The following is a 25,063-nucleotide window of genomic DNA, read 5'->3' as shown; positions in this document are numbered from 1 at the left end:
AGCCTTTCACCTTTCGGCACATCCGGTATTAGCCACCGTTTCCAGTGGTTGTCCCCGACCTGAAGACAGATTCTCACGCGTTACTCACCCGTCCGCCACTAACTCCGAAGAGTCCGTTCGACTTGCATGTGTTAAGCATACCGCCAGCGTTCATCCTGAGCCAGGATCAAACTCTCCATTTTGTATAGAACGTTTGTTTAGCTCTCTTTGACTGACTTTAACCTCAGTCTGGTTATTTTCTTTACTTGACGCAGGTATATGTTATATACTGGCTTTCAAACTATAATATTTTCAAGGTTCGGCGTCCTTTCAGCGTTGCTTTTTTCGCTCCGCTCTCAGGCACTTATCCAATATATCGAGCCTACTTTCGTTTGTCAACTATTTTTTTGAGAAAAATTTTTTGACTTGATTTTGAAGTCCCATAGCTCCTCACAGTGCTGGGTTTAAGTCACAATGGTTGATGCACTGTGCTGACGAAGGAAAGGTGGAGCGTGAATTTTCAGTCGGTAATAGCTTCATTGCATGAATTCTGGGGTGAACGCGGTTGCTTGATTGCCCAACCCTATGACATTGAGAAGGGAGCAGGTACCAAGAATCCCCATACGTTTTTAAGGGCGTTGGGGCCGGAACCTTGGGCTGTTGCTTATGTAGAACCTTGCCGTCGTCCTACTGATGGACGCTATGGTGAGAACCCGAATCGCTTTCAATACTATTATCAGTATCAAGTTCTGATTAAACCTTCGCCAGATAATATCCAAGAGATATATCTCGATTCTTTGCGGGCGTTAGGTATTCGTCCAGAAGATCATGATATTCGGTTTGTTGAAGATAACTGGGAAGATGCGACTGTCGGCGCTTGGGGTACTGGCTGGGAAGTATGGTTAGATGGGATGGAAATTACTCAGTTTACATACTTCCAACAGTGTGGAGGAATTGATTGCCGTCCTGTGTCGATTGAGATTACCTATGGACTGGAGCGATTGGTAATGTACCTCCAGCAGGTGGAAGCGATTACTAAGATCCAGTGGACGGACAATATTACTTATGGAGATGTGTTTCTCCAAGCGGAAATTGAACAGTGTACTTATAATTTTGAAGCGTCGAATCCAGAGATGCTGTTGACGCTGTTTAATTTATATGAGCAGGAAGCAACACAGTTGACCGAGCAAGGATTGGTTTTACCTGGTTTGGATTATGTAATTAAATGTTCCCATACTTTTAATTTGTTAGATGCGCGTGGTGTCATTTCGGTGACTGAGCGGACTCGCTACATTGCGAGAATTCGCCATTTGGCAAGGAAGGTGGCTACTTTGTATGTTGAGCAAAGGGAAAAGCTGGGTTTTCCGTTGCTGAATAACGGTGTCAATTAATATTAGCGGCTCAGACTGGGGATAAATAAGACTTGATGCCAATCCTGAAAACCTCCCGCAAACAGGGAGGTTAGGTATTATTTTATAGAGCAAATACTGAATATTGTGTGAGAAATGGTGAATTGGAGTGAGTTGTTAGAACCAATTGCTGCTTGGTTTCGTTCGTTGGGATTACCCTATCCCATTGTGCATTGGGGACATCCATTTATGATGGCGATCGTTGTGTTTGTGATGGGTAGTTTTGTTGCAATGGCTGGTTGGCGGGGAAGAGTTGCTGAAGATAAAGATCTCGCGATTAAAAGTCGCAGCGATCATCGTAAATTAGCACCTTGGCTATTTTTCTTTCTGACGGCGGGTTATACAGGTGGGGTGCTGTCTTTGGTGATGCAGCATCAGCCAATTTTCAAAAGTCCCCATTTTTTGACAGGTTCTATTGTGCTATTACTCCTACTGATTAATGCTGTAATTTCTTTTAGTGGATTTGCTGGAAATAAAGCGGTATTACGCACAATTCATGCTTATTTAGGTAGTGCAGCAATTTCTATTCTGTTTCTCCATGCATTCTTAGGCTTTAATTTGGGCACATCTTTTTGATAGAGTTATGGCAAAAAGTTCTATAAACTAAGCCAGTGCTTTCTGAATCTGGAAGTTACTGGTTCTAAAAACAAAGCCCGCATCTGCGGGTTTCATTTTATAGTTCAGAAAATATTTGTATATAAATTCTTATGGTTCAGGCTGGCGGTGTAATTATCTGTGTTGGCTATATTCTAGGGCTGCTATTTACAGCTATACCTTGGGGTGGTGTTTGGATTTTGCTTCTGGCAATTTTGGGTGCGGTTGTGTTGAGAAGACGTGATCTCAACTTACGGAAAGTTCGGCAAAAATCCGAGCATGGGGAGATGAAAACCAAGCTTATATCTGGGATTGGACAAAATATTCTCGATCCGAGAATCTTGTTAGCTGCTGGTTTGGTGGGTTTGCTGGCTACTTTCTATTTTCAATGGCGAGTACCAGTACCGGGAGCAAAAGATATTAGTAAGTTTGTGCCGCCTGGAAATAATAATAATCAAGAACAACTGGTGATTGTGCGTGGTGTAGTTACAAGTGCACCACGCTTAACTCGCAGTCAGCGAGGACAATTTTGGTTAGAAGCGACTCAGCTTGATGAAGTAAAGAAGGATGATGGCCCGGTAGGGGTAAGTAAGGGAGTCACGGGTAAATTATATGTGACAGTGCCGATACTGCGGGCGACTGGTTTATACCCTGGTCAACAAATTGCAATCACGGGAGTTTTATATAAACCAAAAGCAGCAGCAAATCCTGGTGCTTTTGATTTTCAAAAGTTTCTCAAGCAAGAGGGCGCATTTGCGGGTTTGACGGGGAGACAAATTAATATTTTAGATGAGGAGCAGCGGAAATGGGGATGGTGGCAAATTAGGGAACGAATTGTGCGATCGCAAGTTCGGGGTTTAGGAATCCCGGAAGGGCCCCTTGTCAGTGCGATGGTGTTAGGTAGCAAAGCTGTTGATTTACCTTATGATATCCGCGATCTCTTTGTCCAGGCAGGATTAGCTCATGCTTTAGCCGCTTCGGGATTTCAAACTTCTTTGATTTTGGGTGTAATCTTACAACTTACAAGACGCGCAAACAAAGCAACTCAACTAATTATTGGTTGTTTGGGGTTGATTATTTTCTTGAGTTTAACGGGTTTTCAGCCTGCGGTTTTAAGAGCAGTAATTATGGGTTTTGCGGCGTTGGTGGGATTGGCTTTAAAAAGGAAGGTGAAACAATTCGGCTCTCTGGTACTGGCGGCGACTTTATTATTGTTATTTAATCCTTTATGGATCTGGGACTTAGGGTTTCAACTGAGTTTTTTAGCGACGCTGGGATTAATTGTGACAGTACCGCCAATAGTGCAACGCTTGGGTTGGTTACCACCGGCGATCGCTTCTTTGATTGCTGTTCCTCTAGCTGCAACTATTTGGACTTTACCTTTGCAACTGTTTGTTTTTGGTGTTGTGCCATCTTATAGTTTATTACTCAATATTATTAGCACTCCCTTTATTTCTGTTTTGAGTATAGGCGGAATTATTAGTGCCCTAGCAGCATTAGCTTGGCCAGCAGGGGGGAGTTTTGTAGCTGGGTTTTTGCACTACCCCAGTGATTGGCTGATCAACTTAGTGGGATTTTTTAGCAAGTTACCGGGAAATTCTCTAGCTGTTGGGAGTATTTCTCCTTGGCAGATGCTGGCTCTTTATACAATTATTTTATTGGTTTTGTGGGTACGTTGGTGGCGGCAGCGTTGGTGGTTTGCAAGTTGTATTGCTTTAGGTCTGGTGCTGATTCCAGTGTGGCATTCTGCTAACAATTTATTTAGGATTACTGTACTTGCAGCAGGTACAGAACCAGTTTTGGTAGTTCAAGACCGAGGAACAGTTACCTTAATTAATAGTGGCGATGAAGGTACTGGACGTTATACAATTTTACCGTTTTTACAACAGCAAGGGATCAATAAAGTTGATTGGGCGATCGCAACTGAGTTCCAGGATCGTGAAAGTAGTGGTTGGCTGGATCTAATGCAACGATTACCAATCAAAAGCTTTTTTACTTACCCTCCCAAACCAGAAAATGTCCCTGAGACGCAAATAATTCAACAGGAAATGCAAAAGCGTCAAGGTATTTTTCAACCTTTGACAGTTGGTCAAGCAATTACTGCTGGCCCCGTAGTAGCACAGTTACTCAATGACCAGTTCCCAATTTTACAATTACAAATTCAAGGGCAAAATTGGTTACTCGTAGGTAACATGAAGTTGAAGGAAATACAGCAGCTAGTCCAATCGGGAGGTTTGGCGCGTCCTCAGGTGCTGTGGTGTGTGCCAGAGTCGTTGAAGGATTTGGTTTTAGCGTTACAACCACAAGTTGCGATCGCCTCTTCTGCGGAACTGGAGCCTAAAGTGTTGTCGGAACTTAGCCAAAGTCAGACAAAGCTTTTCTTTACAGGTCGGGATGGCGCTATTCAGTGGACGCCGAATACTAATTTTGAAGCCTTTATCCAAGCTACAGAAAGTAAATCTTCTGTGTTGTAAAGGTATTGAGTTTGGTGTAAGGCGATCGCTTTGTTGATTATGATGTTAAAATTGTTTAGGATATGCATTTGCATTTCCGATAATTCACAGGTTTTTGATAGAAAAAGATGCTCTAATCTGTGAGTTAATAGCTGGAGAGGTGTCCGAGTGGTTGATGGTGACGCACTCGAAATGCGTTTTGGGGCAACTCAACGGGGGTTCGAATCCCCCCCTCTCCGTTTTAAAAATTTTGAGTTTTACACCGTTGAATAGGTAAGAGTTAATTCAGAATCTGCATAAGCCAACTACAAAACAAGAGATTACACGAAAAAAGCCGACCTTTGTTTAAGGGACTTCCAAGTAAAAAAATATTCCATTGCTATTGTTGACAGTTGACTGTGAACCGTCAACTGTCAACAGTCAACGTTTAACGGAATAATTTATTTTTTGGAGTTCCCTAAATATGCGATAGAACTTCTGATGTCTTGGCACAGCGATCGCGCAATGCAAAAATTCCCCTACATGAGACAATCAGAGAACAGAATCGCAACAGTTGCGATTAGAGACATAGAAGGAAAAAAGATGTCTGAGAATTTGAGAAGCCAGGTTGTGACGCAAGGGGTGCAGCGATCGCCTAACCGCGCTATGCTGCGTGCAGTTGGGTTTCAAGATGAGGATTTTAATAAAGCCATTGTTGGTATTGCCAATGGTTACAGTACAATCACCCCTTGTAATATGGGGATTAATCAACTGGCGCAAAGGGCTGAGGTGGCTGTAAAAACAGCTGGTGCAATGCCACAGGTATTTGGCACCATTACTATTAGTGATGGGATTTCGATGGGAACGGAAGGGATGAAATATTCCCTGGTGTCGCGAGAAGTAATTGCAGATTCAATAGAAACCGCCTGTACCGGACAAAGTATGGATGGCGTATTGGCAATTGGCGGATGTGATAAAAATATGCCAGGAGCGATGCTAGCGATCGCGCGGATGAATATTCCGGCTATTTTTGTTTACGGGGGTACGATTAAACCCGGAAATTATAATGGACGCGATTTAACTGTTGTCAGTTCTTTTGAAGCTGTAGGTCAATATAGCGCTGGTAAAATTGACGAGAATGAACTGTTAGAAGTCGAACGTCGTGCTTGTCCTGGTGCTGGTTCCTGTGGTGGGATGTATACGGCTAACACCATGTCTTCGGCTTTTGAAGCGATGGGCATGAGTTTACCTTATTCTTCGACAATGGCAGCAGAAGATGCGGAAAAGGCTGATAGCACGGAAAAATCTGCAATAGTCTTAGTGGAAGCAATTCGCAAACAGCTTTTACCCCGCCAGATTATCACCCGCAAATCTATCGAAAATGCCATATCTGTGATTATGGCTGTGGGTGGTTCAACAAATGCAGTCTTACATTTTCTGGCGATCGCGCGCGCTGCTGGTGTAGAACTAACTTTGGATGACTTTGAAGTTATTCGGGGTAAAGTTCCAGTATTGTGCGATTTAAAACCTAGTGGTAAGTATGTTGCTACAGACTTACATAAAGCTGGCGGTATACCTCAAGTGATGAAAATGCTACTGGTGCATGACTTATTACATCCAGATTGCATTACTATCAGTGGTCAAACAATTGCCGAAGTTTTAGCAGATATACCAGATGAACCACCTGCAAACCAAGATGTGATTCGTCCTTGGAATAACCCCATGTATGCCCAAGGACACCTAGCAATTCTTAAAGGCAATCTTGCCACAGAAGGGGCTGTAGCTAAAATTACTGGGGTGAAGAAGCCGACAATTACCGGCCCAGCCAGAGTATTTGAATCGGAAGAATCCTGTTTAGATGCAATTTTGGCAGGTAAAATTAAAGCCGGTGATGTAATTGTCATCCGTTATGAAGGCCCTAAAGGCGGCCCGGGGATGCGGGAAATGTTAGCTCCCACCTCAGCAATTATTGGTGCTGGTTTAGGCGATTCTGTGGGATTAATTACCGATGGGCGTTTCTCCGGTGGTACTTACGGTATGGTAGTAGGTCACGTTGCACCGGAAGCTGCTGTTGGGGGTGCGATCGCTCTTGTCCAAGAAGGTGATAGCATCACAATTGATGCCCCGGCGCGTTTATTACAGTTGAACATATCCGATGAAGAATTAGCTCTTCGTCGTGCAAATTGGCAACCGCCTGCACCCCGTTATACCAAAGGAGTACTGGCTAAATATGCCAAATTAGTAGCTTCTAGCAGTTTGGGTGCGGTTACTGATTTAGATTTGTTTAATTAATTCGTAATTAGGTTTAAATTGCCAGCAGAATCTTCCCACCCAATTGAGACAAGGAGGTGGAAAAATTCTGCTCTCTTTTTAAATTGTGGTCAGACAATTTCACTCGATCAATCGTAAAAATATCTGCATTAGGGTAAGAGAACTTTAATTAATATTTAAGGCTTCATCCAGCAGAAAACTTGATTATTTGATGCGGCTAGGGTCAAAATTAAAACTAAAAAAATTACAGTAATTTTAATTAAAATAGTTATTTATAAATATTCCGTGAATTTTGACATTTATAACCTTTTCTTAACCTTAAATAAGCAAATTTACGGCGATTATGAATATTTAGGTAAAACTACTAAATAGTCGCTATTTGTGAATTGAAAATAAAAAAATTAATTTGTTACGACCTATTTTTAGATAGGCCGTTATTTTATACAGACTCATTGATAATTTTACAAATCTCGTTGAGAACAGGCAGATTTTAACAGGTTTTTGAATGTGCTATGTTGCAGCATTTTTGCAAAGTCTAGAAAAATACACCCTATTCATTAATTCAATTCATCAGGAGATTTGTAATTATGACACTTAATTCCGGCAATATCGCATTAGTAAGTGCTAATACTGCTACCAAGAACTTTAACGTTTTACAAAAATTAGGCGGCGTCACCAGTGTCAATGGTGCGGAAATTTCTGCTTTCGATCCCCAAAGTGATCGCTTGTATGTAGTTGCGGCTAATACGGTTGAAACTTACAGCCTCAGCAATACAGGTACACTTAACCTCATTAGTTCTTTATCCCCAGGATTTACCTTAGATGCAGAAACAGAAGCTATTCCTAATAGCGTAGCAGTAAAAAATGGCATTCTTGCTGTCGCTTACGCCATCCGAAACACCAGCAATAACCCCATCCCCAACGCCCAACAAATAGGACAGGTAAGTTTTTATAACGCCGCCGATGGCACATTTTTAAACTCGGTGGCGGTTGGTGCTTTACCTGATATGTTGACCTTCACACCCGATGGTAAGAAAGTATTGGTAGCCAACGAGGGAGAACCCAACAGCTATGAACAAGCTACTTCTGTCGATCCTGAAGGTTCTGTGAGTATTATCGACCTTTCAGGAGGTGTAGGGAATGCGACGGTTACCAATGCCACATTTACTAGTTTTAATGACAAAATTGACCAACTAAAAGCCGCAGGGGTACGGATTATCGGGCCTGGTGCTACAGTAGCACAGGATGTAGAACCAGAATATATTGCGATTTCTGGTGATGGAAAAACTGCCCATATTACTCTGCAAGAAAATAATGCGATCGCAGTTTTGGATATTGCTAGCGCCACTATTACCGATATTTTGCCATTAGGGACGAAAAATCATAGTTTACCGGGTAATGGGTTGGATGCAAGCGATCGCGATGGGGCGATAAATATTCAGAATTGGCCTGTGTTTGGCTTGTATCAGCCGGATGCGATCGCTAGTTTCACAGTTAACGGACAAACTTACTACATCACCAGCAACGAAGGTGACGCCCGTGACTATGCAGGATTTAGCGAGGAACGTCGGGTAGGTGATGGTAAATATGTCCTCGATCCCACCATTTTCCCCAATGCTGCAACTCTGAAGCAAGCCGCCAACTTGGGACGATTAAACGTCACAACTGCTACAGGCGATACTGATGGCGATGGCGACTTGGATCGCATCGAAGCTTTTGGGGCGCGTTCCTTCTCAATTTGGGATGCAAAAGGTAAACAAGTTTTTGATAGTGGCGATCAACTCGAAAAAATCACAGCTACCTTAGTTCCAACCTTATTTAATTCTGAGGGTTTAGCTGCTGGCTTTGACAGCCGCAGCGATAATAAAGGCCCGGAACCAGAAGGTGTAGCCGTAGGTGTAATTAATAACCGTACTTACGCTTTTATTGGCTTGGAACGGATTGGTAATGTCATGGTTTTTGATGTGACAAATCCTTATCAGCCAACTTTTGTTGAGTATATTAATACACCAGAAGATGTTAGTCCGGAAGGGTTAACTTTTATCTCTGCTGCTGATAGCCCCACAGGGAAGCCGTTATTAGTCACGACGAATGAAGTCAGCAAAACTGTTGCGGTATTTGAAGTTACGCCACCAAATCAAATTAGTGGGACATCACGTAACGATCGCCTGAGAGGAACTAACGGTGTCGATATTATTCAAGGTTTAGCTGGTAAAGACTCCCTCAGCGGTGGTAACGGTAATGATATTCTCTCCGGTGGTAAAGACAAGGATCGTTTAAGCGGCGGAAATGGTGATGATATTCTCTACGGAGATGAAGATAATGATACCTTGCTAGGCGGACAGGGAAATGACAGTTTATTTGGCGGTACTGGTAACGATCGCTTGGCAGGTGGAGACGGTAACGATAAGCTGTATGGTAATGACGGCAGAGATTCCTTACTCGGTGGTGATGGCGATGATTGGCTAGTAGGGGGTAAAGGAAGGGATACCTTGACTGGTGGTAGAGGTAGCGATCGCTTTTACTTAACGGAGAATGGTAGAGGTGAGTATGATCGAATCACCGATTTTAAACCAACAATAGATACGATCGTTATCTCCAAATCAGAATTTGCTTTGAGCCAAGATTTAGGTACCCTAGACACCAGTGTATTTAGATTAGGTACGAAAGCCATGACTGAAAGCGATCGCTTTATCTACGATCGCAATAAGGGAAATTTATTTTTTGATGCAGATGGAATTGGTGGTACAGCCCAAATTCAAATAGCCCAGTTATCAAACAGGGTAGCACTGACTAGTGCCGATATTACTGTAATTGCTTAACCTCTTCCTCAAACAGCCAGAGAATCAATCAATTCTCTGGCTCATATCTCCACTGAATAATTTGTTCAATTTCGCTCGGATGAAATTTGTCCATGTAAAATTGGCATGGTAAATAATCCCCAAGCTAAACCTGTAATCAAGCCAAAAGGCGTAACAATATAATTATTAAAACTCCACCAGTCAAAAACCTGGGCTGCTAATTCTAAGGGATAAGCCATCATTAACACGCTGGCTAAAGCTACACCACTCCAGCCATACTGACTTAACCAATAAAAACCTTTCCCCCCAGTTATCCCATATAACAGCCGCGTTATTAATAAACCACTGACAGTCCCGTAACAACGCATACATACAGCCATGATATGTGGTGGCGCTAAATCTAAGCCCATATCTGGTTGGGGACAGACATGAAAGCCCATAAAATAAATGATATTAGCAATTACTCCCAATAGCCACGATCCAGAGGCAGCAAGAAAGGGAGCGGCTAGCGGGCCTATTACCATACCCGCTAGCAGAAAATCAGCGATCGCACTGACCCAATTAATTTGCAACTCTCGTTTGAAAGCTACTCTCATCATTCCCTTTCTTACCTTTAGCGCTGTGTGTTACGTTTCTTAACGTACCACTGCCTGATAAGGACTTGTCAACTTATCAAGCTGCTGGGTTAACAGACTGAGGAATAAGCCCACATCTGTCACCACACCCACCGATTCGATGGAACCGCGATCGCTTAATTTGGTGACGACAGCCGGATTAATATCCACACATACCATTTTTACCCCAGCCGGAGTCATATTCCCCACGCCAATGGAGTGGAGCATACTCGACAGCATCAAAATCATCTCCGCACCTGCTAGATTTTCGGCGTATTCCTGCTGTGCTTTGAGTAAGTCCATTTGGGTGTCGGGTAAAGGCCCGTCATCGCGAATCGAGCCGGCGAGGACAAAGGGGACATGATTTTGGACGCATTCATACATCACCCCATTCTTAATTACCCCAGCTTCCACAGCTTTGGCAATACTGCCATGACGGCGAATGGTATTAATTACCTTCAGGTGATGGCGATGTCCCCCACGCACGGCCACACCCCGCTTCATATCAACGCCGAGCGATGTTCCCATCATATTTTGCTCGATGTCATGAACAGCGATCGCATTTCCGCCTAATAGCGCCTGAACATATCCTTCCCGAATCAACCGTGAGAGATGTTCGCCGCCACCAGTGTGAATCACCACAGGCCCGGCTGTGACAACTACTTTACCGCCAGCATCGCGAATTTTACGTAGTTCCCAAGCTACTTGTTCTACGACTAATTCCACCCGGCGCTCGCTGGAAACCCCAGCAGACATAAAGCTGAATTCTTGGGCGTTGCGCTGTTCCCGCGATTCGGTTTTGCGGATGGTGCGGATACCTTGGACATCGACAATCACCTGTTCGCCTACTTCTAAGTCGCGTAAGATTTTACACTTGGCAACGTAACCGTCAGCAGATCGAGTAATTGCGATCGCGCCATCCATACGCTGATTTTGCACCTTCACCCACTGACCATAAATTCGTACTTCTGTGGGATAAATTGTACTCACATAAAAATCATCTGGGGCGACACCAGCTTGAATTACAGGCTCTAGCTTCGCATCTCGCTCATCTTGGGGTAAGTCTACCGCACCCAAATCGATTAACTGCGAGATAATTTCTTCCATCACCTCGTGGGATGGTGCTGATACCTTGACTTCAGCGGCTGAGGTACTTTGGCGCTGTTCTCCCAAGTTAAAATTCAGAACTTGGAAACTACCACCTGTATCGACAATCAAGTCTAAAGCCCGGTTAATTAAGCCAGAATCAAGCAAATGACCTTCTAAGCGGATTATCCGGCTTTCGACAGACACATTTGCATGAACTTCTTCTCTGACTGGTTCGGTTACCCGCAGAGTTAGACATTTAGCCGCACCACCAGCTTTGAGGAATTCTGTGAGCGGCGTTTCAATAATTTGGAAACCCACATTTCCCAGGCGGGATTTTAAACTATCACTCGCCTTGTTCATAATCACGATGCTGTCTACATTCACCGCATTACAGGCGAAATTCACCGCATCAGCTTCTTCTATCGCAATGCGTTTTTCTGCTGCTACCCGCATTTCAATTAAGCGGTTGGAGTAGGAATCAAACGCACCGGGGTAATAAAGTAAATAACCGTTAGCTAACGGACAAAAGCAAGTATCTAAATGATAAAAACGCTCATCAATTAGCCGTAGGGATAGTACTTCAATATCCAACCACTTCGCCAAGAAGGGGTGAGAATCCAATTCGGAACGGAAGCCGTAACCCGCCCATAACCAGCGTCCTTCTCGATCTAGCAGTGCGTCTCCCGCACCTTCAAAGGGTAAATCTTTGGGGAGGACATGAACTGTATAACCATTGGCTTCAAACCATTTTTGGAAATAAGGCTCTTCTCCCTGACGTTCTTTGTGTAAAAAACGACTCAGAACAACATTATCGCCTAACACTAAGCCAGCGTTGGCGGTAAATACCATGTCAGGCCAGCCTTTTTCCGGTGGGACTAAATCGACAATGGCGTGGTCTTTGATTACGTGGTAGAGTTTTTCCCACTGTTCCACAGCGCGATCGCGCGATGATTTGTGGATATTCCCTTCCATCCAGGGATTAATTACATAGTCCACATCGTAGTGGTCAGGAGCGCACATCAAAAAGCGAATCGGGGAAGTCATAAAAATCTTACAAGCGTTGAGATGCTACAAGTTCTTTTAGATACAGACTCTTGCTGTACTATTTTGTCAACTTTGCTACAAAATGTCTGTATTCTGCTAGTTCAATCCGATACAAAAGTTTGCTGTTACTTTTTCTCTTAGCTAACGAAATCCAGTGCAGAAAAGGCACATAAAAGTTCAGGTGTCAAATCACCAAAGGAGTAATGGTAGGAAACTGAAAGTTCAATGTGGTGACATTGTAGCGCTAATTGGTTCAGGGAACTAAATATGACAGACTTAAAATTTACAGTTGATGACGATCCCCAGCCAGAGGATATTCGTACTGTTATCAATCAACTTGTTGAATACAATAATGCTCTGCAAATAGAAAAAGATGTATACCAACCTCTAGCCGTTTTCATCCGAGATTCAAACCAGGAAATTGTCGGGGGTTTGGTTGGTAAAACTCAGTGGGGATGGCTATTTATTTCTCACCTGTGGGTTGCAGAAGCATTGCGGGGTCAAGGTTATGGAAAAAAACTTATAGTTCAAGCTGAAGTTGCAGCTAAACAACGCGGTTGTAGTTACGCTTATCTAGATACATTTAGTTTTCAATCTTTGGGTTTTTACCAACGCTTGGGTTATCAAATATTTGGCGTTCTCGATAATTTCCCACCAGGACATCAAAGATATTTTTTAAAGAAAGAAGTTTAGCTGTTTGTAGCTAACAGTTGTGATGTGGCTAAAATTGATATTTATTTAACCATTGATTAACTTTTATTTACTTATAAATTGTCTAAGCACAAACATTGCTTGTGGCGGAATTTGTGTAACTAAACGAATGGGAAAAGCTTGAGTTGAAGCAAACTGCGCATAATCTGGTGTGAGAAAAACTGCGTATTTTTCAGCTTCAGGAGTTAGTTGTGCGGCGAAAGATAAAGCGATCGCTTGCAAGTATTTACGAATATCAGCAGCTTGCTCGCCTACTACTTCCCCACCAGATAAAGGAGTATTAAGTCTTTGCTCTTGATCTAATGTTGTACTGGGGTCTTTAACACTTAAATGCGTACCGCCAAGGACACCCACTAACCATTTAGGGGATGGCATTTCTTTAAATCCAATAAACTGTTCTGGTAAAGCGGGAACAGTTTTATCTGCGGAAGCAGCCCAAATTAAAGTGGGTATTTGCAACTTACTCAGACCATTTTTACCAAACATTAAAGATGTCGTTGGACTGAGTGCGATCGCTCTTTTAATTCTGGTATCTCCTAATTGATATCTATTGGCTGGTAATTCTTGCGCCACACATTGTAATGTTTCCCCAAAACTCAAGCCAGTAACATTCTTTTTGCAACGTTGCTTGAGATTTTCTAGTTGCAATTCAGCGCCAGCAATAGATAAAGCAGTACCGCCACCAAAAGAATAACCGATTACCATTGCATTATCAGCTGCAATCTTTCCTTGTAATGGCTGATTGGGTTTTTGGTTGAGTTTTTCTAGTTCATCGAGGATAAAACTAATATCTTTAGGACGTTCTAAAAACTCTTGAGGTTGGATCAGCCTAGTATTATTCTTAATTGCTAAATTTGTATATGTAGCATTACTCCCAGGATGTTCTAATGCCACAACTATATAACCGTGAGAGGCTAAATGTTCTGCGAGGTAGCGCATATCTGTACGCACCGAACCAAAACCGTGACTAAAGACGATCACAGGTTTTTCCGCAGTGGAAGCATTTGACCAATAAATATCGGCGGGGATTTTGCGGTTACGTTTTTGGTCATTTAACTGTAAACCCAGAATCTGGAATTGTTCGTTACCGCGTAAACCGGGATCAAAGGGAAAAGCTAATCGCGATGTAGTGGGGTTAAATTGAGGAGCGATCGCCAGCATAAACTGTTGCGTCACCCAAAAGCCAGAGTTCAAATTACTGGCAACTGCAAATGCTTGGGGTAAATTAATTTCTAGGCGTTGGCTAGGATAGGCTTTAATAAACGAAAGTATAGAAAGACCTTGAGGTGCAGTAGAGCCTAAGACAAATCCGGCTCTGAGTGCTTGTGCGCCGGCTTGGTCTTTTCTCACTAAAGCCGTCGCCAGATCGTTGAGAATAGTTGTCCCTATCTGGGTATTCAGCAATCGACTAATAGTCACCACATTCAGCGGTAGCTTAGTTCTGAGCGCTCCTAAGATTAAGTTACGGTCTTGTTCTGATAGCCTGTTGGTAAAAGATTCCAAATCCCTGGGAAATTTTCCAGTTTCCGCAGCCTTTTGCAGATCTGCAACTGCAATCGATTCTGCAAACAGACCAAATCGCACCACAACTGTATCAGCTGCTGTAGCAGAGGTATTTGTCCCCAAAATTTGAGCGATCGCCAATGCCCAAAACCAACCTGTAATATTTTGGATACTTCCCCTGATTCTTCCCTTAAACATCGTTATTTTCCCACGCTTAGGGGAATATAACTGAAATTTGTCTATTTTGCTACCCATATTGTAAAAAATTTTAGCAGCAGACGGGGGTTAGGGGCTAGGGGGTAGGGAAGAGGGACAAATGACAATTGTACAGACAAGGGTTATCGCATCTCTGACTATTGACTAATCAGTGTTGAATGCCACAAAAAATTAGTTGATTATCACTTATTTTAATAATATAAATTTGCTTCAAAAGTGATTGTGATGAGAGCCTTGACCTAATGAATTGTGGCTCAAATTACTGATTATTTCCCTATTACCAGTTTCATCTACTGACACATTTCATAAATATTCATGGTTGACTTTATGCACCGTCAACTCATCTATGTCTTAGTCTTCATTTTCTCACTAAGTACTGTAACTCTGTTGTGGCCTGTAAATGATTCTCAGTGTAATTCAGAAGCTTTCCTCGCATCAGATATTCAAAAATTTCAGGTACAAGCTACCAAAGTTGTTGTTCAACCTTGGCTTGGTGAACATAATGTATATGGTATATTCATGGTTCCCGATAAATATAAACAAGCGCCATTTTTTGTATTAACTGTAAAAGGATTTGGTCATGAATGTTCCAAACCTTTTGGTTATCGCCAAAAATATGATGATATTTCTGCCGAACCTGGTACACATTTAGTCAGAGACTACATGAGGACTCGGACTGCACTGCGGCTCATGCTTCAAGGTTTATATTGGCAAATTAACGATAAACAAAACTGGACTCTGACTTATCCTCAACATCAAGATAAGTAATTACTTTAGGGTTTAAAATCAATATTCAAAATTAATCATCCCCATAACGAAGTTTGGAGCTTGTATCTTTTTAATTTTCGGTCAAGGAACCCGAAAACAAGACGAAAGTTGCTTCAAGGTACGCAAAACACGGAAATAGGAACCCTGAAGTTGCTTCAAGGTACGCGAAACACGGAAATGGGAACCCTGAAGTTGATTCAAGGTACGCGAAACACGGAAATAGGAACCCTGAAGTTGCTTCAAGGTACGCGAAACACGGAAATAGGAACCCTGAAGTTGATTCAAGGTACGCGAAACACGGAAATAGGAACCCGGAAGTTAATTCAAGGTACGCGAAACACGGAAATAGGAACCCTGAAGTTGATTCAAGGTACGCGAAACACGGAAATAGGAACCCTGAAGTTGATTCAAGGTACGCGAAACACGGAAATAGGAACCCTGAAGTTGATTCAAGGTACGCGAAACACGGAAATAGGAACCCTGAAGTTGATTCAAGGTACGCGAAACACGGAAATAGGAACCCTGAAGTTGATTCAAGGTACGCGAAACACGGAAATGGGAACCCGGAAGTTGATTCAAGGTACGCGAAACACGGAAATGGGAACCCGGAAGTTGATTCAAGGAACCCGGAAGTTGATTCAGGGTACGCGAAACACGGAAATGGGAACCCGGAAGTTGATTCAGGGTTGACAACAACAGTTCTTACTGAGAGGTTGTTAGTAGATTAACCTCCTTGTTGAGTTGTTAAATTCGCCTGATTTTCTAACAATACATTAGTAATATTCAGCACGATTTGGGCTGAACCTAGAAAAAAATCACGGTCAATGTTTTCTGCTACATCGCTAGGTTGATGATAGTTAACATTACGCAAATTAGCCGTATCTGTTACTAGTACAGCACCTATATCTTGATACCAAAATGGTGCATGATCGCTGCGTAGGGTGTCTGGTGCTAATAACCCTTTTAAAGGAATAGGTAATGTTAAAACTGATGGAAAATTAGCATCATCTTTATTTAAAGCTGTCGCTGGATTAGACTGGGAATTTTGAAAAGCATTCAGCAAAGGTAAATGTTCTGTATCGCCAACTACTACTAAAAAGTCACCTTTATCGCTTGGTGGTTTAACTGGTAATCCTGTAGGATACTGCTGACAACCAACTGTGTAACAGGCGTAACCTACCATATCCATGACAATCGCACCTTGAAGATTTTTTAACCTGGCTTTTTGGCTGACAAAAGCTTTACTTCCTAAAAGTCCGGCTTCTTCTAAATCAAAAAATGCTAGCTGTAATGTTTTAGGAGTAGGACGAGAACCAAGAACTCTAGCAACTTCCAGCATCACAGCCAATCCACTGGCGTTATCATCAGCCCCAGGAGAACCAGCCACGGTATCATAATGTGCACCTACTAAAATTGCACCAGCTTGTTTGTTAGTTCCCTGGCGTTCAGCAAAGATATTTACACCGTTAGGAAACTTTTGTAATTGAGGTTTCCAGCCGAATTTTTGGAGTTCAGTTGTAATATAAGTGCGAGTACGCGATCGCTCATCGTTGGTATAGCGCTGATAATTAAGCTTTTGAATATGGGTAAATAGCTGAGCCGCCGACACCTGCAAATCCCTAGCTATTGGTACAGGTAACTCGGATGGGGTATTTTGATTAGGGCTACTCTGTGCAATTATCGGTGAAGGAGGCTGTTTTAATAACTGATTATTCGCAGTACCTCTAGTCCCAACAACCACAACTACCACTAGGAGTAACAGCGCTAGCCATATCCATTTTTTCATGCGATCGCTCCTGTGCGTCTCAGACTTAAAAATAGCGCAAACAGTAAGTTTGACAGCTAGTCTTTTGACAGAGTGACTAATTTCCCGTAAAGTTCCGCACTATAAAAGCAAGTTATTTTTACCTTTTTTAATCCAAAACTCAGCACCAATGACTCAGGAATTTATCTATGATTGATTTATTACTCATCACAATCCTGGGGTTTTTGGGTAGTTTTGGGCATTGTTTTGGCATGTGTGGCCCTTTAACAATGGCGTTTTCCTTACCGCACCAAGAAAAAACCCGTGATTGGCGACAGCAATTAAAATTTCACATCTTACTGAACTTAGGGCGGATGTTGAGCTATACCCTAGTCGGTGCGGGGATTGGCGCATTAGGTTCAGTCTTGATCGAAGGGGGACAGTTAGCAGGTATTGGTAGCGATTTACGGCGTTGGATTGCCATTCTCACAGGTTTATTATTGATTTGGTTTGGTTTAGGACAAATAAAACCCGATTTACTCCCCAAAATCCCTGTTTTACACCCTTTATTACAAGGAAAATTACACAACCTTCTGAGTAAAGAAATGGTCAATATTTCCTTACAAAGCAGATGGTGGACACCTGCACTATTAGGAATGACTTGGGGTTTAATGCCTTGTGGATTCTTGTATGCTGCCCAGATTAAAGCCGCTGAAACTGGTAATTTATGGATAGGTGCAGCAACTATGCTCGCTTTTGGACTGGGAACTCTACCAACCATGTTAGGTGTGGGTGTTTCTGCTTCCCTAGTCAGTCAAGATAAGCGCAGTCAGTTGTTCCGCTTGGGTGGTTGGGTAACTCTCGCTATTGGTGCTATTACTTTACTGCGAACCGGCGACATAATGGTCGATTACACCGGACACGCCGCCTTATTCTGCTTAATTTTAGCGCTGATAGCTCGCCCGATTAGTGGAATTTGGGCTTCACCTTTGCGTTATCGTCGAGCTTTGGGTGTGGGAGCTTTTGTTTTATCTGTAGCGCACACTCTCCACATGATAGAACATTCATTAAAATGGAATTTTGCTGCCTTTTGGTTTCTGCGGCCAGAATTTCAATGGAGTATGGGCGCAGGTGCGGTAGCATTAATCTTGATGACTCCCGCCGCTTTGACCAGTTTTGACTTCTGGCAAAAATCTTTGGGTAAACGTTGGCGACAGATTCATCTATTAAGCGTACCTGCTTTACTCTGCGGTGCAATTCATGCGATCGTTATGGGTTCCCACTATCTGGGTTCTGCACAATTAAATGAGGGGAATAAATTAGCAACCGCAATATTGGGTTTTTTTACCCTCTGTGTGTTGTTGGTGCGTAGGGCAAAGCCCTTGCCGTAGGCATCGCGCTATGTTTGGTCAAGGTTGTCCATAGCTAAATTTTATGTTCCGCCCAGTAAGTCGCGCTAAATTTGGTATACCTGTAGTTTTTTTATTACTCCTAGCAGTAAATAATCCTCATCCTGCTTCTGCCCATACAATCAAAGTAGCAGGAGATGTTGGTGCTACTCTCCATATTGAACCGAATGATAATCCGCAAGCTGGTAAACCTGCACAAGCTTGGTTTGCACTAACTCGTAAAGGTGGAAAAGCGATCGCCCTCAAAGATTGTGATTGTCAGTTAGCAATTTACGCCCAACCCCACACAGCCGGAGAACCACCACTGTTAGAACCCCCATTACAAGCAATCACCGCCGAAAAGTATCAAGGGACACCAGGCGCAGACATTACATTTCCCAAACCCGGAGCCTATCAGCTAGTACTGAAAGGTAAACCCATAGCTGGCGGGAATTTCCAACCCTTTGAGTTAAAGTTTGATGTAACTGTAGCTGCAAGTGCGGTCAATGTATCACGAAGCTCGCCACAAGTCAATAAAGAAAATGATCAAGATGTAGCCCAGCCTCAATCTTCATCATTACCCTTGTGGGCGATCGCCGCCGGCATCTTTGCCAGCTTAGGGGTTGTGTTAGCTGTGATGCAACGGCGGAAGGGGTAGGGAGCAGGCAGGGGGGCAGGGAGCAGGGGGGACAAAGAATTTTAGATTTTAGATTTGCGATTTTGGATTCTAAAATCTAAATCTAAAATCCAAAATCCAAAATCCAAAATTGTTTCAATGCCCCATGCCCTATACCCTTATTTATGCCTCTTCTGATGCCAATCCCAGGCGTGTTGGACAATCTCTTTGATGCCTGGGTATTTGGGTTGCCAACCGAGGATTTCTCTGGCTTTCTCAGCACTACCAATCAAGGAAGGTGGATCTCCGGGACGGCGATCGCATTCGGTGATGGGTATATTTAATCCTGTTACCGCCTCAGCAGCCGCTATGACTTCTCTGACGGAGAAACCTAAAGCATTACCAAGGTTGAAAACTTCGCTATTGCCGCCTTTTAATAAGTACTCTAATCCGGAAATATGCGCATCGGCTAAGTCGCTAACGTGAATATAATCTCGAATACAAGTACCATCAGGTGTTGGATAATCAGTACCGAAAATAGAAATAGATTCGCGTTTACCTAACGCTGTTAGCAATATCAACGGGATTAAATGGGTTTCTGGATTGTGATCTTCACCGAGTAAGCCAGTGGGATCGGCTCCGGCGGCGTTGAAGTAGCGAAAACGCACTGATTTTAAACCATAGGCCACATCGAAATCCGAGAGAATCCGCTCGACCATTAACTTAGTAGCACCGTAAGGGTTAATCGGATTTTGGGGATGATTTTCGGGAATGGGTACAACATCCGGGACACCGTAAGTTGCACAAGTAGAAGAAAATACAAATTTCTTAATAGATGCTGCCTGCATTGCTTCTAACAGCACCAGAGTACCCACAACATTGTTGCGGTAGTATTTTGCCGGATCTGTCACTGATTCCCCTACATAAGCGTAGGCAGAGAAGTGCATCACCGCATCAAACTTGTGAGTTTGAAATAATTGATCGAGCATGGGGCGATCGGCAGTGTCACCTACTACCAGTTCCACTTGCAGAGCTTGCTCTACTAAGTCACGATGCCCGTACACCAAATTATCGAGGATCACTACCTCATAACCCGCGCGCTTCAAGGCCAGGACTGTATGAGAGCCGATATAACCAGCTCCTCCAGTTACCAAAATTTTCGGTTTTGCAGACGACATATTTGTTCCTGTTGAGTTATAACTACTCAATTAATTTAATTTACTGGTGCTACATTACTCATCTATAAAATTTTAAATAATAGTCGCAGTGTCGGAAAATTGCACTAAAATCACTACGACGGTAGTCTTTGGTTGTGAGGTATGAGGTATTTTAAGTCAGGTAACAGTACGATTACAATTTGACGAGAAAATATATCCGCTGCCCGAAACCTCAAGGCTAACCCTTCAGGATTCGCATTTTGCTTTATACCGGGGAACCGATCTAAAGCGATAGTTCACCGCATCGGAAAATTTGAGAGTTAATCTACTATGTTTCTACTGCTAAGCCGGGTATTACTGTGGCTATTAATTGGCACTCTTGTATACTCTTTTTTCCAAAGATTTTATCCAACAGGGAGTTTTGTTGGACGATTAGTCATAGTTATTATGTTGATCGTTCTAGCGCTGGCGTTCATTAACCCTAATGAACCAGCTGTGGCTTCTTTGTGGAGGTTAATATCATTTCCGCTCAAACCACTGGGAGCATCGGTGTTGATGTTAATTTTTGCTGCCCAAAGAATCAAGGGGGGCGGAATAGATAAACCAGGAGGATACTTACTAGGTTGGGCACTGACAATTTTATTGTTAGCTAGTACACCTGCGATCGCTTACTTTCTGGTGCGATCGCCAATAGCCACAACAGCAAGTTACCCTGTTGAGAATGTCAGATTGGCTGCTAATTATCAACTGGCTCCCACATCCGAGACTTTAGTGGCTTCGCTTCCCACACCGAATGCTAATGTCTCCGATGTCATCGCGATGAATCCACTGGGTATAAAAGTTCCGCCTTACTTATTGCAGAATCCTCAGGAAATTAGAACCAGAGGATTACGACTTGAAGATTTTGTCCCTAGTGCAGAAACTCTGCAACTCACAACCCAAGCTTGGGAAAGTTATCTCAATCAAATTTACTTCTTCTTGCGTGGTCGCCAATCATAAAGTCTCAAAATAAAAATTACAAGGCCAAGCACTATGTCTTGGTGGCTGGCCTTTTTCCCCGATCATCAGAAAAATGGGTAGAAACCCCGTCTTTCAAGGACGGCTTTACATAGATCATGGTAAAATAGAGATGGTCAATGACCCACCCGCGACGATGGAGACATAAACCCTAACACCAAAGTTGGCGATACTTCGCAACGGGGAAGAAAAATCGGTAGACCGGGAAAAGAGGATGGGGTAATGGACAGTCCAACCCTGGAATCAAAATATACCAGAAATTTCTGTTTGAGATTTCGATACATGAGAACCGCAGGGCTTGCGGGGATAGTCTGTGGAGCGAACATAAGACCAAAACTCCTTGTGGGTGGAGGCAGTTGCTATGAAACAGAAACCTAAATCGTGAGATTTAGGAATCACCGCGCCTTTTGGTCGCTGAGGATGTCAATTCTGCCAGAATAAAAGGAGGTTCGGTAAATTTACTTGCAAGGGTTAATTGTCATTTGCCAATTCCTTGCGTCCCCTTTTCTCTGCTCCCCTGCTTTTTTTGAATGGTACAATCTCGACGACTGGCTAAACTGGGTACTTACCTGCGTCCCCACTGGCGGGAAGCTGTATTGGGTATTCTGGCTTTGTTAACTGTCAATGGATTAGGTGTTTATATTCCTTGGCTGATTCGCGCTTGTGTTGACAAACTTTCAACAACCTTTAGCTGGAATGAAGTCTTAAATTATGTAGTCATTATTGTCTTGCTCAGTTCAGCCATGTGGCTGATCCGGATGGCCTCGCGGATTTGGCTATTCGGTGTGGGACGAGAGGTAGAATTTGACTTAAAACAAAGAATTTTTGCACATTTACTCAAGCTAGAGCCTGCTTACTTTGCTACTCATACCATTGGCGATCTAATTAGTAGAGCTACTAGCGATGTTGAAAATATCAAACGGTTATTGGGTTTTGCTGTTCTGAGTTTAGCCAATACATTCTTTGCCTATACGTTAACACTGCCAGTGATGTTAACAATTAGTGTCGATTTGACTCTAGCTTCTCTGGCAGTATATCCCTTGATGTTTTTGTTGGTGCATCTATTTAGCGATCGCCTGCGCAAACAACAAACAGTAGTTCAAGAGCAACTTTCTGAGATTAGCGAACTCATCCAAGAAGATATTAGCGGTATTGCTTTAATTAAAATTTACGCCCAAGAAGAAAACGAGCGTCGCGCCTTCGCTCTCAAAAATCAAGAGCTATTAACTGCTAATTTGGAATTAGCAAAAAGCCGCAATACATTATTTCCCTTAATTGGTGGTTTAGCTAATATCAGCTCTCTGATAATTATCTGGCTAGGTGCAACCAGAATTTCTGCGGGAACTCTGGCGGTTGGAGATTTCTTAGCACTGCTGATTTATGTAGAACGTCTGGTTTTTCCCACAGCTTTGTTAGGCTTTACCATCACTGCTTACCAACGAGGTGAGGTAAGTATCGATCGCTTAGAGTCAATTCTCTCAGTTGAACCAAAAATTCAAGACACTAGTGATGTCATTCATTTACCCAAAAGTGAAGTTAAAGGCAAGCTAACAGCGAAAAATTTCAGTTACACTTACCCTGCTGCTGCGAACACAGCTTTAGATCGTGTCAACTTTACCATTAATCCTGGGGAAACTGTAGCCATTGTCGGCGCTATTGGTTCGGGAAAATCGACTTTAGCTAATGCGCTACCGCGGTTATTAGAAATTGGAGCGGGACAGCTATTTTTAGATGATATAGATATTACAAAAATAGCTTTAGCAGATTTACGCGGTGCGATCGCTTATGTTCCTCAAGATAGCTTTCTCTTCAGCACCACCATCAAAAATAATATCCGCTACGGCGATCCCATTAGGGAACAGCAGGATATAGAGATGGTAGCCCAGCAGGCTCAAATTCACGCGGAAATTAGCAATTTTACGCACCAATATGAAACTATAGTTGGCGAACGTGGAATTACTCTTTCTGGTGGACAACGTCAGCGTACTGCTTTGGCTAGAGGAATGTTGGTGGATGCTCCTGTGTTAATTTTGGATGATGCTCTCTCTAGTGTAGATAACCAAACAGCTACACAAATTCTCAAAAATTTATCTACTGGTACTGATAAAAAAACAGTTGTTTTTATCACCCACCAACTCTCTGCTGCTGCCGCTGCTGACCGCATTTTTGTCATGGAGAAAGGTAAAATTGTGCAGACTGGAAACCATCTAGAACTCGTTCAGCAACGTGGTTTGTACAGAGATTTGTGGAGTCAACATCAAATCGAAGAGTTACTCCGTTAGGGTTTAAGCAGTAGAGACAATTTTTTGTACTACGAGTATAATTTGTCAAGCAAATAAATTGATAAATTATACTTAGTAGATATTTATGTGGAACTTTTTACATGATTTCTTTGTTGATGGTGCGTTTATTCCCCACGGACACTGCTACCTTTGGAAACCAGAGTTAGTATCGCTACATATCCTCTCAGATGCTTTAATCGCTTTAGCCTATTTTTCTATCCCCATTGCGCTGATTTATTTTGTACGCAAACGCGAAGATTTGCCTTTTAAATCAATAATGTTATTATTTGGAGCTTTTATTATTTCCTGTGGTACAACACACTTAATGGAAATATGGACGCCTTGGCATCCTACTTACTGGTTATCTGGTTTAATTAAAGCAATTACAGCTTTTATTTCTGTTTATACAGCCCTTGTATTATTACCAATAATTCCCCAAGCACTGGCTTTACCAAGTCCAGCACAACTAGAAAAAGCTAACAGCGAACTGAAACTTGCATTGCAAGAACTAGCAAATACTCAAGCTCAACTAATTTACACAGAAAAAATATCTTCTTTAGGACAATTAGTTGGGGGTATTGTCTATGAAATTAACAACCCAATTAATTTTATTTATGGTAACACTACAGTAGCTAAAGAATATGCCGATAACTTGCTAGATTTAGTTTCGCATTATCAAACTAATTATCCCCATCCCCCAGGAGAAATTCAAGCTTTTTCTGAAAAAATCGATCTTGATTTTATTCAAGAAGACTTACCTAAAATTTTATCTTCCATCCACATGGGAGCCGAGCGAATTCGTAAGCTAATTTTAGGTTTACGAAATTTTTCACGGCTAGATGAAGCCAATATTAAAGAAGTTGATATTCATGAAGGTATTGATAGTACGCTTTTAATTTTACAAAACCGCTTTAAAGGTAAAGCAGAGCGTGCAGATATTGAAGTTATTAAAGATTATGGTCGTTTACCTAAAGTAGAATGTTATCCCGGACAACTGAATCAAGTATTTATGATTATTATTAATAATGCTATTACACGTTTGAAAAGTGCTGTTAATCAGCCTTTACTTCAGATTCATACTGAGGTTTTAGAAGACAGTAATCAAGTTTTAATTCGGATTATTGATAATGGTTATGAAATTCCAGAAGAAGCATCAGAAAAAATATTTGAATCTTTGTTTACTAAGAAATTTAGCGGTAAAAATATAGGTATGTCTATTAGCGATCAAATTATCGCTCAACATGGCGGTCAGTTAGATAGTATTGCAGTATTACCTCAGGGTTTAGAAATTAGAATTCAAATTCCTATGAGGATGAAATCTGCGGAATTATTAAAAATTAAATCAACAGATAAAATACCTCCCTCTAGCTCGACTATCAGTTAAAACTTGTGTAATCGCAGCAATGTTAAGTAGAATCGCCGAAATAA

Annotated in this window: 17 protein-coding genes, 1 tRNA gene, 1 rRNA gene and 1 pseudogene; 14 read left to right on the top strand and 6 right to left on the bottom strand. The window is 42.3% G+C overall.

All coding sequences use genetic code 11. The features are described 5' to 3' along the window. Positions 1-182, bottom strand: a 16S ribosomal RNA gene (locus H6G41_RS12235); the annotation flags it as partial. Positions 183-491: 309 nt separating this feature from the next. Between H6G41_RS12235 and glyQ the strand changes: the two genes are divergently transcribed. From glyQ to H6G41_RS12205, 6 genes are all read left to right on the top strand, one after another. Further along, on the top strand, positions 492-1,370 hold the full coding sequence (gene glyQ, locus H6G41_RS12230; protein ID WP_190746458.1) for a glycine--tRNA ligase subunit alpha: 879 nt from the start codon (positions 492-494) through the stop codon (positions 1,368-1,370). A gap of 114 nt (positions 1,371-1,484) precedes the next feature. Beyond that, positions 1,485-1,964, top strand: a complete 480-nt coding sequence (locus H6G41_RS12225; RefSeq protein WP_190746457.1) for a DUF4079 domain-containing protein — start codon at positions 1,485-1,487, stop codon at positions 1,962-1,964. Between the two features lie 131 nt (positions 1,965-2,095). Next, complete coding sequence (locus H6G41_RS12220; protein WP_190746456.1) at positions 2,096-4,456, top strand: ComEC/Rec2 family competence protein; 2,361 nt, start codon at positions 2,096-2,098, stop codon at positions 4,454-4,456. A gap of 133 nt (positions 4,457-4,589) precedes the next feature. Next, a tRNA-Ser gene (locus H6G41_RS12215) sits at positions 4,590-4,674 on the top strand. Positions 4,675-5,017: 343 nt separating this feature from the next. After that, positions 5,018-6,706, top strand: a complete 1,689-nt coding sequence (ilvD, locus tag H6G41_RS12210; RefSeq protein WP_190746455.1) for a dihydroxy-acid dehydratase — start codon at positions 5,018-5,020, stop codon at positions 6,704-6,706. 566 nt (positions 6,707-7,272) lie between these two features. Continuing rightward, positions 7,273-9,507 carry a choice-of-anchor I family protein gene (locus H6G41_RS12205; protein WP_190746454.1) on the top strand — a complete coding sequence of 745 codons (2,235 nt, stop codon included), beginning with the start codon at positions 7,273-7,275 and terminating at the stop codon, positions 9,505-9,507. A gap of 65 nt (positions 9,508-9,572) precedes the next feature. Here H6G41_RS12205 and H6G41_RS12200 read toward each other — a convergent pair whose 3' ends face one another. Together H6G41_RS12200 and H6G41_RS12195 are read right to left on the bottom strand one after the other, a co-directional pair. Beyond that, positions 9,573-10,085, bottom strand: a complete 513-nt coding sequence (locus H6G41_RS12200; protein WP_190746453.1) for a DUF2085 domain-containing protein — start codon at positions 10,083-10,085, stop codon at positions 9,573-9,575. A gap of 36 nt (positions 10,086-10,121) precedes the next feature. Beyond that, the gene (locus H6G41_RS12195) at positions 10,122-12,233 is read right to left on the bottom strand and encodes a TIGR00300 family protein (protein ID WP_190746452.1); all 2,112 of its coding nucleotides are present in this window, start codon (positions 12,231-12,233) and stop codon (positions 10,122-10,124) included. Between the two features lie 267 nt (positions 12,234-12,500). Here H6G41_RS12195 and H6G41_RS12190 point away from each other — a divergent pair, with 267 nt between their 5' ends. Then, complete coding sequence (locus tag H6G41_RS12190; RefSeq protein WP_190746451.1) at positions 12,501-12,926, top strand: GNAT family N-acetyltransferase; 426 nt, start codon at positions 12,501-12,503, stop codon at positions 12,924-12,926. Positions 12,927-12,989: 63 nt separating this feature from the next. Here the strand turns inward: H6G41_RS12190 and H6G41_RS12185 are convergent, their stop codons facing one another. After that, a complete protein-coding gene (locus H6G41_RS12185; protein ID WP_190746450.1) occupies positions 12,990-14,645 on the bottom strand; it encodes an alpha/beta hydrolase in 1,656 nt (551 codons plus the stop codon). 345 nt (positions 14,646-14,990) lie between these two features. On the opposite strand from H6G41_RS12185, the gene H6G41_RS12180 reads away from it, so the two are divergent. Beyond that, complete coding sequence (locus H6G41_RS12180; RefSeq protein WP_190746466.1) at positions 14,991-15,431, top strand: hypothetical protein; 441 nt, start codon at positions 14,991-14,993, stop codon at positions 15,429-15,431. 108 nt (positions 15,432-15,539) lie between these two features. Next, the gene (locus H6G41_RS12175) at positions 15,540-16,121 is read left to right on the top strand and encodes a hypothetical protein (protein WP_190746449.1); all 582 of its coding nucleotides are present in this window, start codon (positions 15,540-15,542) and stop codon (positions 16,119-16,121) included. 34 nt (positions 16,122-16,155) lie between these two features. On the opposite strand, the gene H6G41_RS12170 is transcribed toward H6G41_RS12175, so the two are convergent. Further along, complete coding sequence (locus H6G41_RS12170; RefSeq protein ID WP_190746448.1) at positions 16,156-17,217, bottom strand: M28 family peptidase; 1,062 nt, start codon at positions 17,215-17,217, stop codon at positions 16,156-16,158. Positions 17,218-17,384: 167 nt separating this feature from the next. Here H6G41_RS12170 and H6G41_RS12165 point away from each other — a divergent pair. Beyond that, a pseudogene (locus H6G41_RS12165) lies at positions 17,385-18,635 on the top strand (sulfite exporter TauE/SafE family protein). After that, positions 18,610-19,221 carry a hypothetical protein gene (locus tag H6G41_RS12160; protein ID WP_199316135.1) on the top strand — a complete coding sequence of 204 codons (612 nt, stop codon included), beginning with the start codon at positions 18,610-18,612 and terminating at the stop codon, positions 19,219-19,221. Before H6G41_RS12165 ends, H6G41_RS12160 begins: the two are co-directional and overlap by 26 nt. A gap of 137 nt (positions 19,222-19,358) precedes the next feature. On the opposite strand, the gene galE is transcribed toward H6G41_RS12160, so the two are convergent. After that, positions 19,359-20,357 carry a UDP-glucose 4-epimerase GalE gene (gene galE, locus H6G41_RS12155; protein ID WP_190746446.1) on the bottom strand — a complete coding sequence of 333 codons (999 nt, stop codon included), beginning with the start codon at positions 20,355-20,357 and terminating at the stop codon, positions 19,359-19,361. A 309-nt stretch (positions 20,358-20,666) separates the two neighbouring features. Here galE and H6G41_RS12150 point away from each other — a divergent pair, with 309 nt between their 5' ends. The 3 genes from H6G41_RS12150 to H6G41_RS12140 all read left to right on the top strand — a co-directional run bounded on the left by H6G41_RS12150 (position 20,667) and on the right by H6G41_RS12140 (position 25,019). After that, the gene (locus tag H6G41_RS12150; RefSeq protein ID WP_190746445.1) at positions 20,667-21,335 is read left to right on the top strand and encodes a hypothetical protein; all 669 of its coding nucleotides are present in this window, start codon (positions 20,667-20,669) and stop codon (positions 21,333-21,335) included. Between the two features lie 548 nt (positions 21,336-21,883). Further along, positions 21,884-23,635 (top strand): ABC transporter ATP-binding protein, encoded by a 1,752-nt coding sequence (locus tag H6G41_RS12145; RefSeq protein ID WP_190746444.1) that lies wholly within the window; start codon positions 21,884-21,886, stop codon positions 23,633-23,635. A gap of 85 nt (positions 23,636-23,720) precedes the next feature. Further along, positions 23,721-25,019 carry a sensor histidine kinase gene (locus H6G41_RS12140; RefSeq protein WP_190746443.1) on the top strand — a complete coding sequence of 433 codons (1,299 nt, stop codon included), beginning with the start codon at positions 23,721-23,723 and terminating at the stop codon, positions 25,017-25,019. The last annotated feature ends 44 nt before the right edge of the window (positions 25,020-25,063 follow it).

The sequence above is a fragment of the Tolypothrix sp. FACHB-123 genome (assembly GCF_014697075.1).
Taxonomy (GTDB): Bacteria; Cyanobacteriota; Cyanobacteriia; order Cyanobacteriales; family Nostocaceae; genus Aulosira.
Note: the sequence above shows the minus strand (reverse complement) of the source record. Positions and strands in the feature narration are given on the sequence as shown.

Bases quoted from the DNA above. Each gene is read 5' to 3' on its own strand.
- H6G41_RS12225 (WP_190746457.1), top strand. From the start codon at position 1,485: ATGGTGAATTGGAGTGAGTTGTTAGAACCAATTGCTGCTTGGTTTCGT.
- H6G41_RS12220 (WP_190746456.1), top strand. From the start codon at position 2,096: ATGGTTCAGGCTGGCGGTGTAATTATCTGTGTTGGCTATATTCTAGGG.
- ilvD (WP_190746455.1), top strand. From the start codon at position 5,018: ATGTCTGAGAATTTGAGAAGCCAGGTTGTGACGCAAGGGGTGCAGCGA.
- H6G41_RS12205 (WP_190746454.1), top strand. From the start codon at position 7,273: ATGACACTTAATTCCGGCAATATCGCATTAGTAAGTGCTAATACTGCT.
- H6G41_RS12200 (WP_190746453.1), bottom strand. From the start codon at position 10,085: ATGATGAGAGTAGCTTTCAAACGAGAGTTGCAAATTAATTGGGTCAGT.
- H6G41_RS12195 (WP_190746452.1), bottom strand. From the start codon at position 12,233: ATGACTTCCCCGATTCGCTTTTTGATGTGCGCTCCTGACCACTACGAT.
- H6G41_RS12190 (WP_190746451.1), top strand. From the start codon at position 12,501: ATGACAGACTTAAAATTTACAGTTGATGACGATCCCCAGCCAGAGGAT.
- H6G41_RS12185 (WP_190746450.1), bottom strand. From the start codon at position 14,645: ATGTTTAAGGGAAGAATCAGGGGAAGTATCCAAAATATTACAGGTTGG.
- H6G41_RS12180 (WP_190746466.1), top strand. From the start codon at position 14,991: ATGCACCGTCAACTCATCTATGTCTTAGTCTTCATTTTCTCACTAAGT.
- H6G41_RS12170 (WP_190746448.1), bottom strand. From the start codon at position 17,217: ATGAAAAAATGGATATGGCTAGCGCTGTTACTCCTAGTGGTAGTTGTG.
- H6G41_RS12160 (WP_199316135.1), top strand. From the start codon at position 18,610: ATGTTCCGCCCAGTAAGTCGCGCTAAATTTGGTATACCTGTAGTTTTT.
- galE (WP_190746446.1), bottom strand. From the start codon at position 20,357: ATGTCGTCTGCAAAACCGAAAATTTTGGTAACTGGAGGAGCTGGTTAT.
- H6G41_RS12150 (WP_190746445.1), top strand. From the start codon at position 20,667: ATGTTTCTACTGCTAAGCCGGGTATTACTGTGGCTATTAATTGGCACT.
- H6G41_RS12145 (WP_190746444.1), top strand. From the start codon at position 21,884: ATGGTACAATCTCGACGACTGGCTAAACTGGGTACTTACCTGCGTCCC.
- H6G41_RS12140 (WP_190746443.1), top strand. From the start codon at position 23,721: ATGTGGAACTTTTTACATGATTTCTTTGTTGATGGTGCGTTTATTCCC.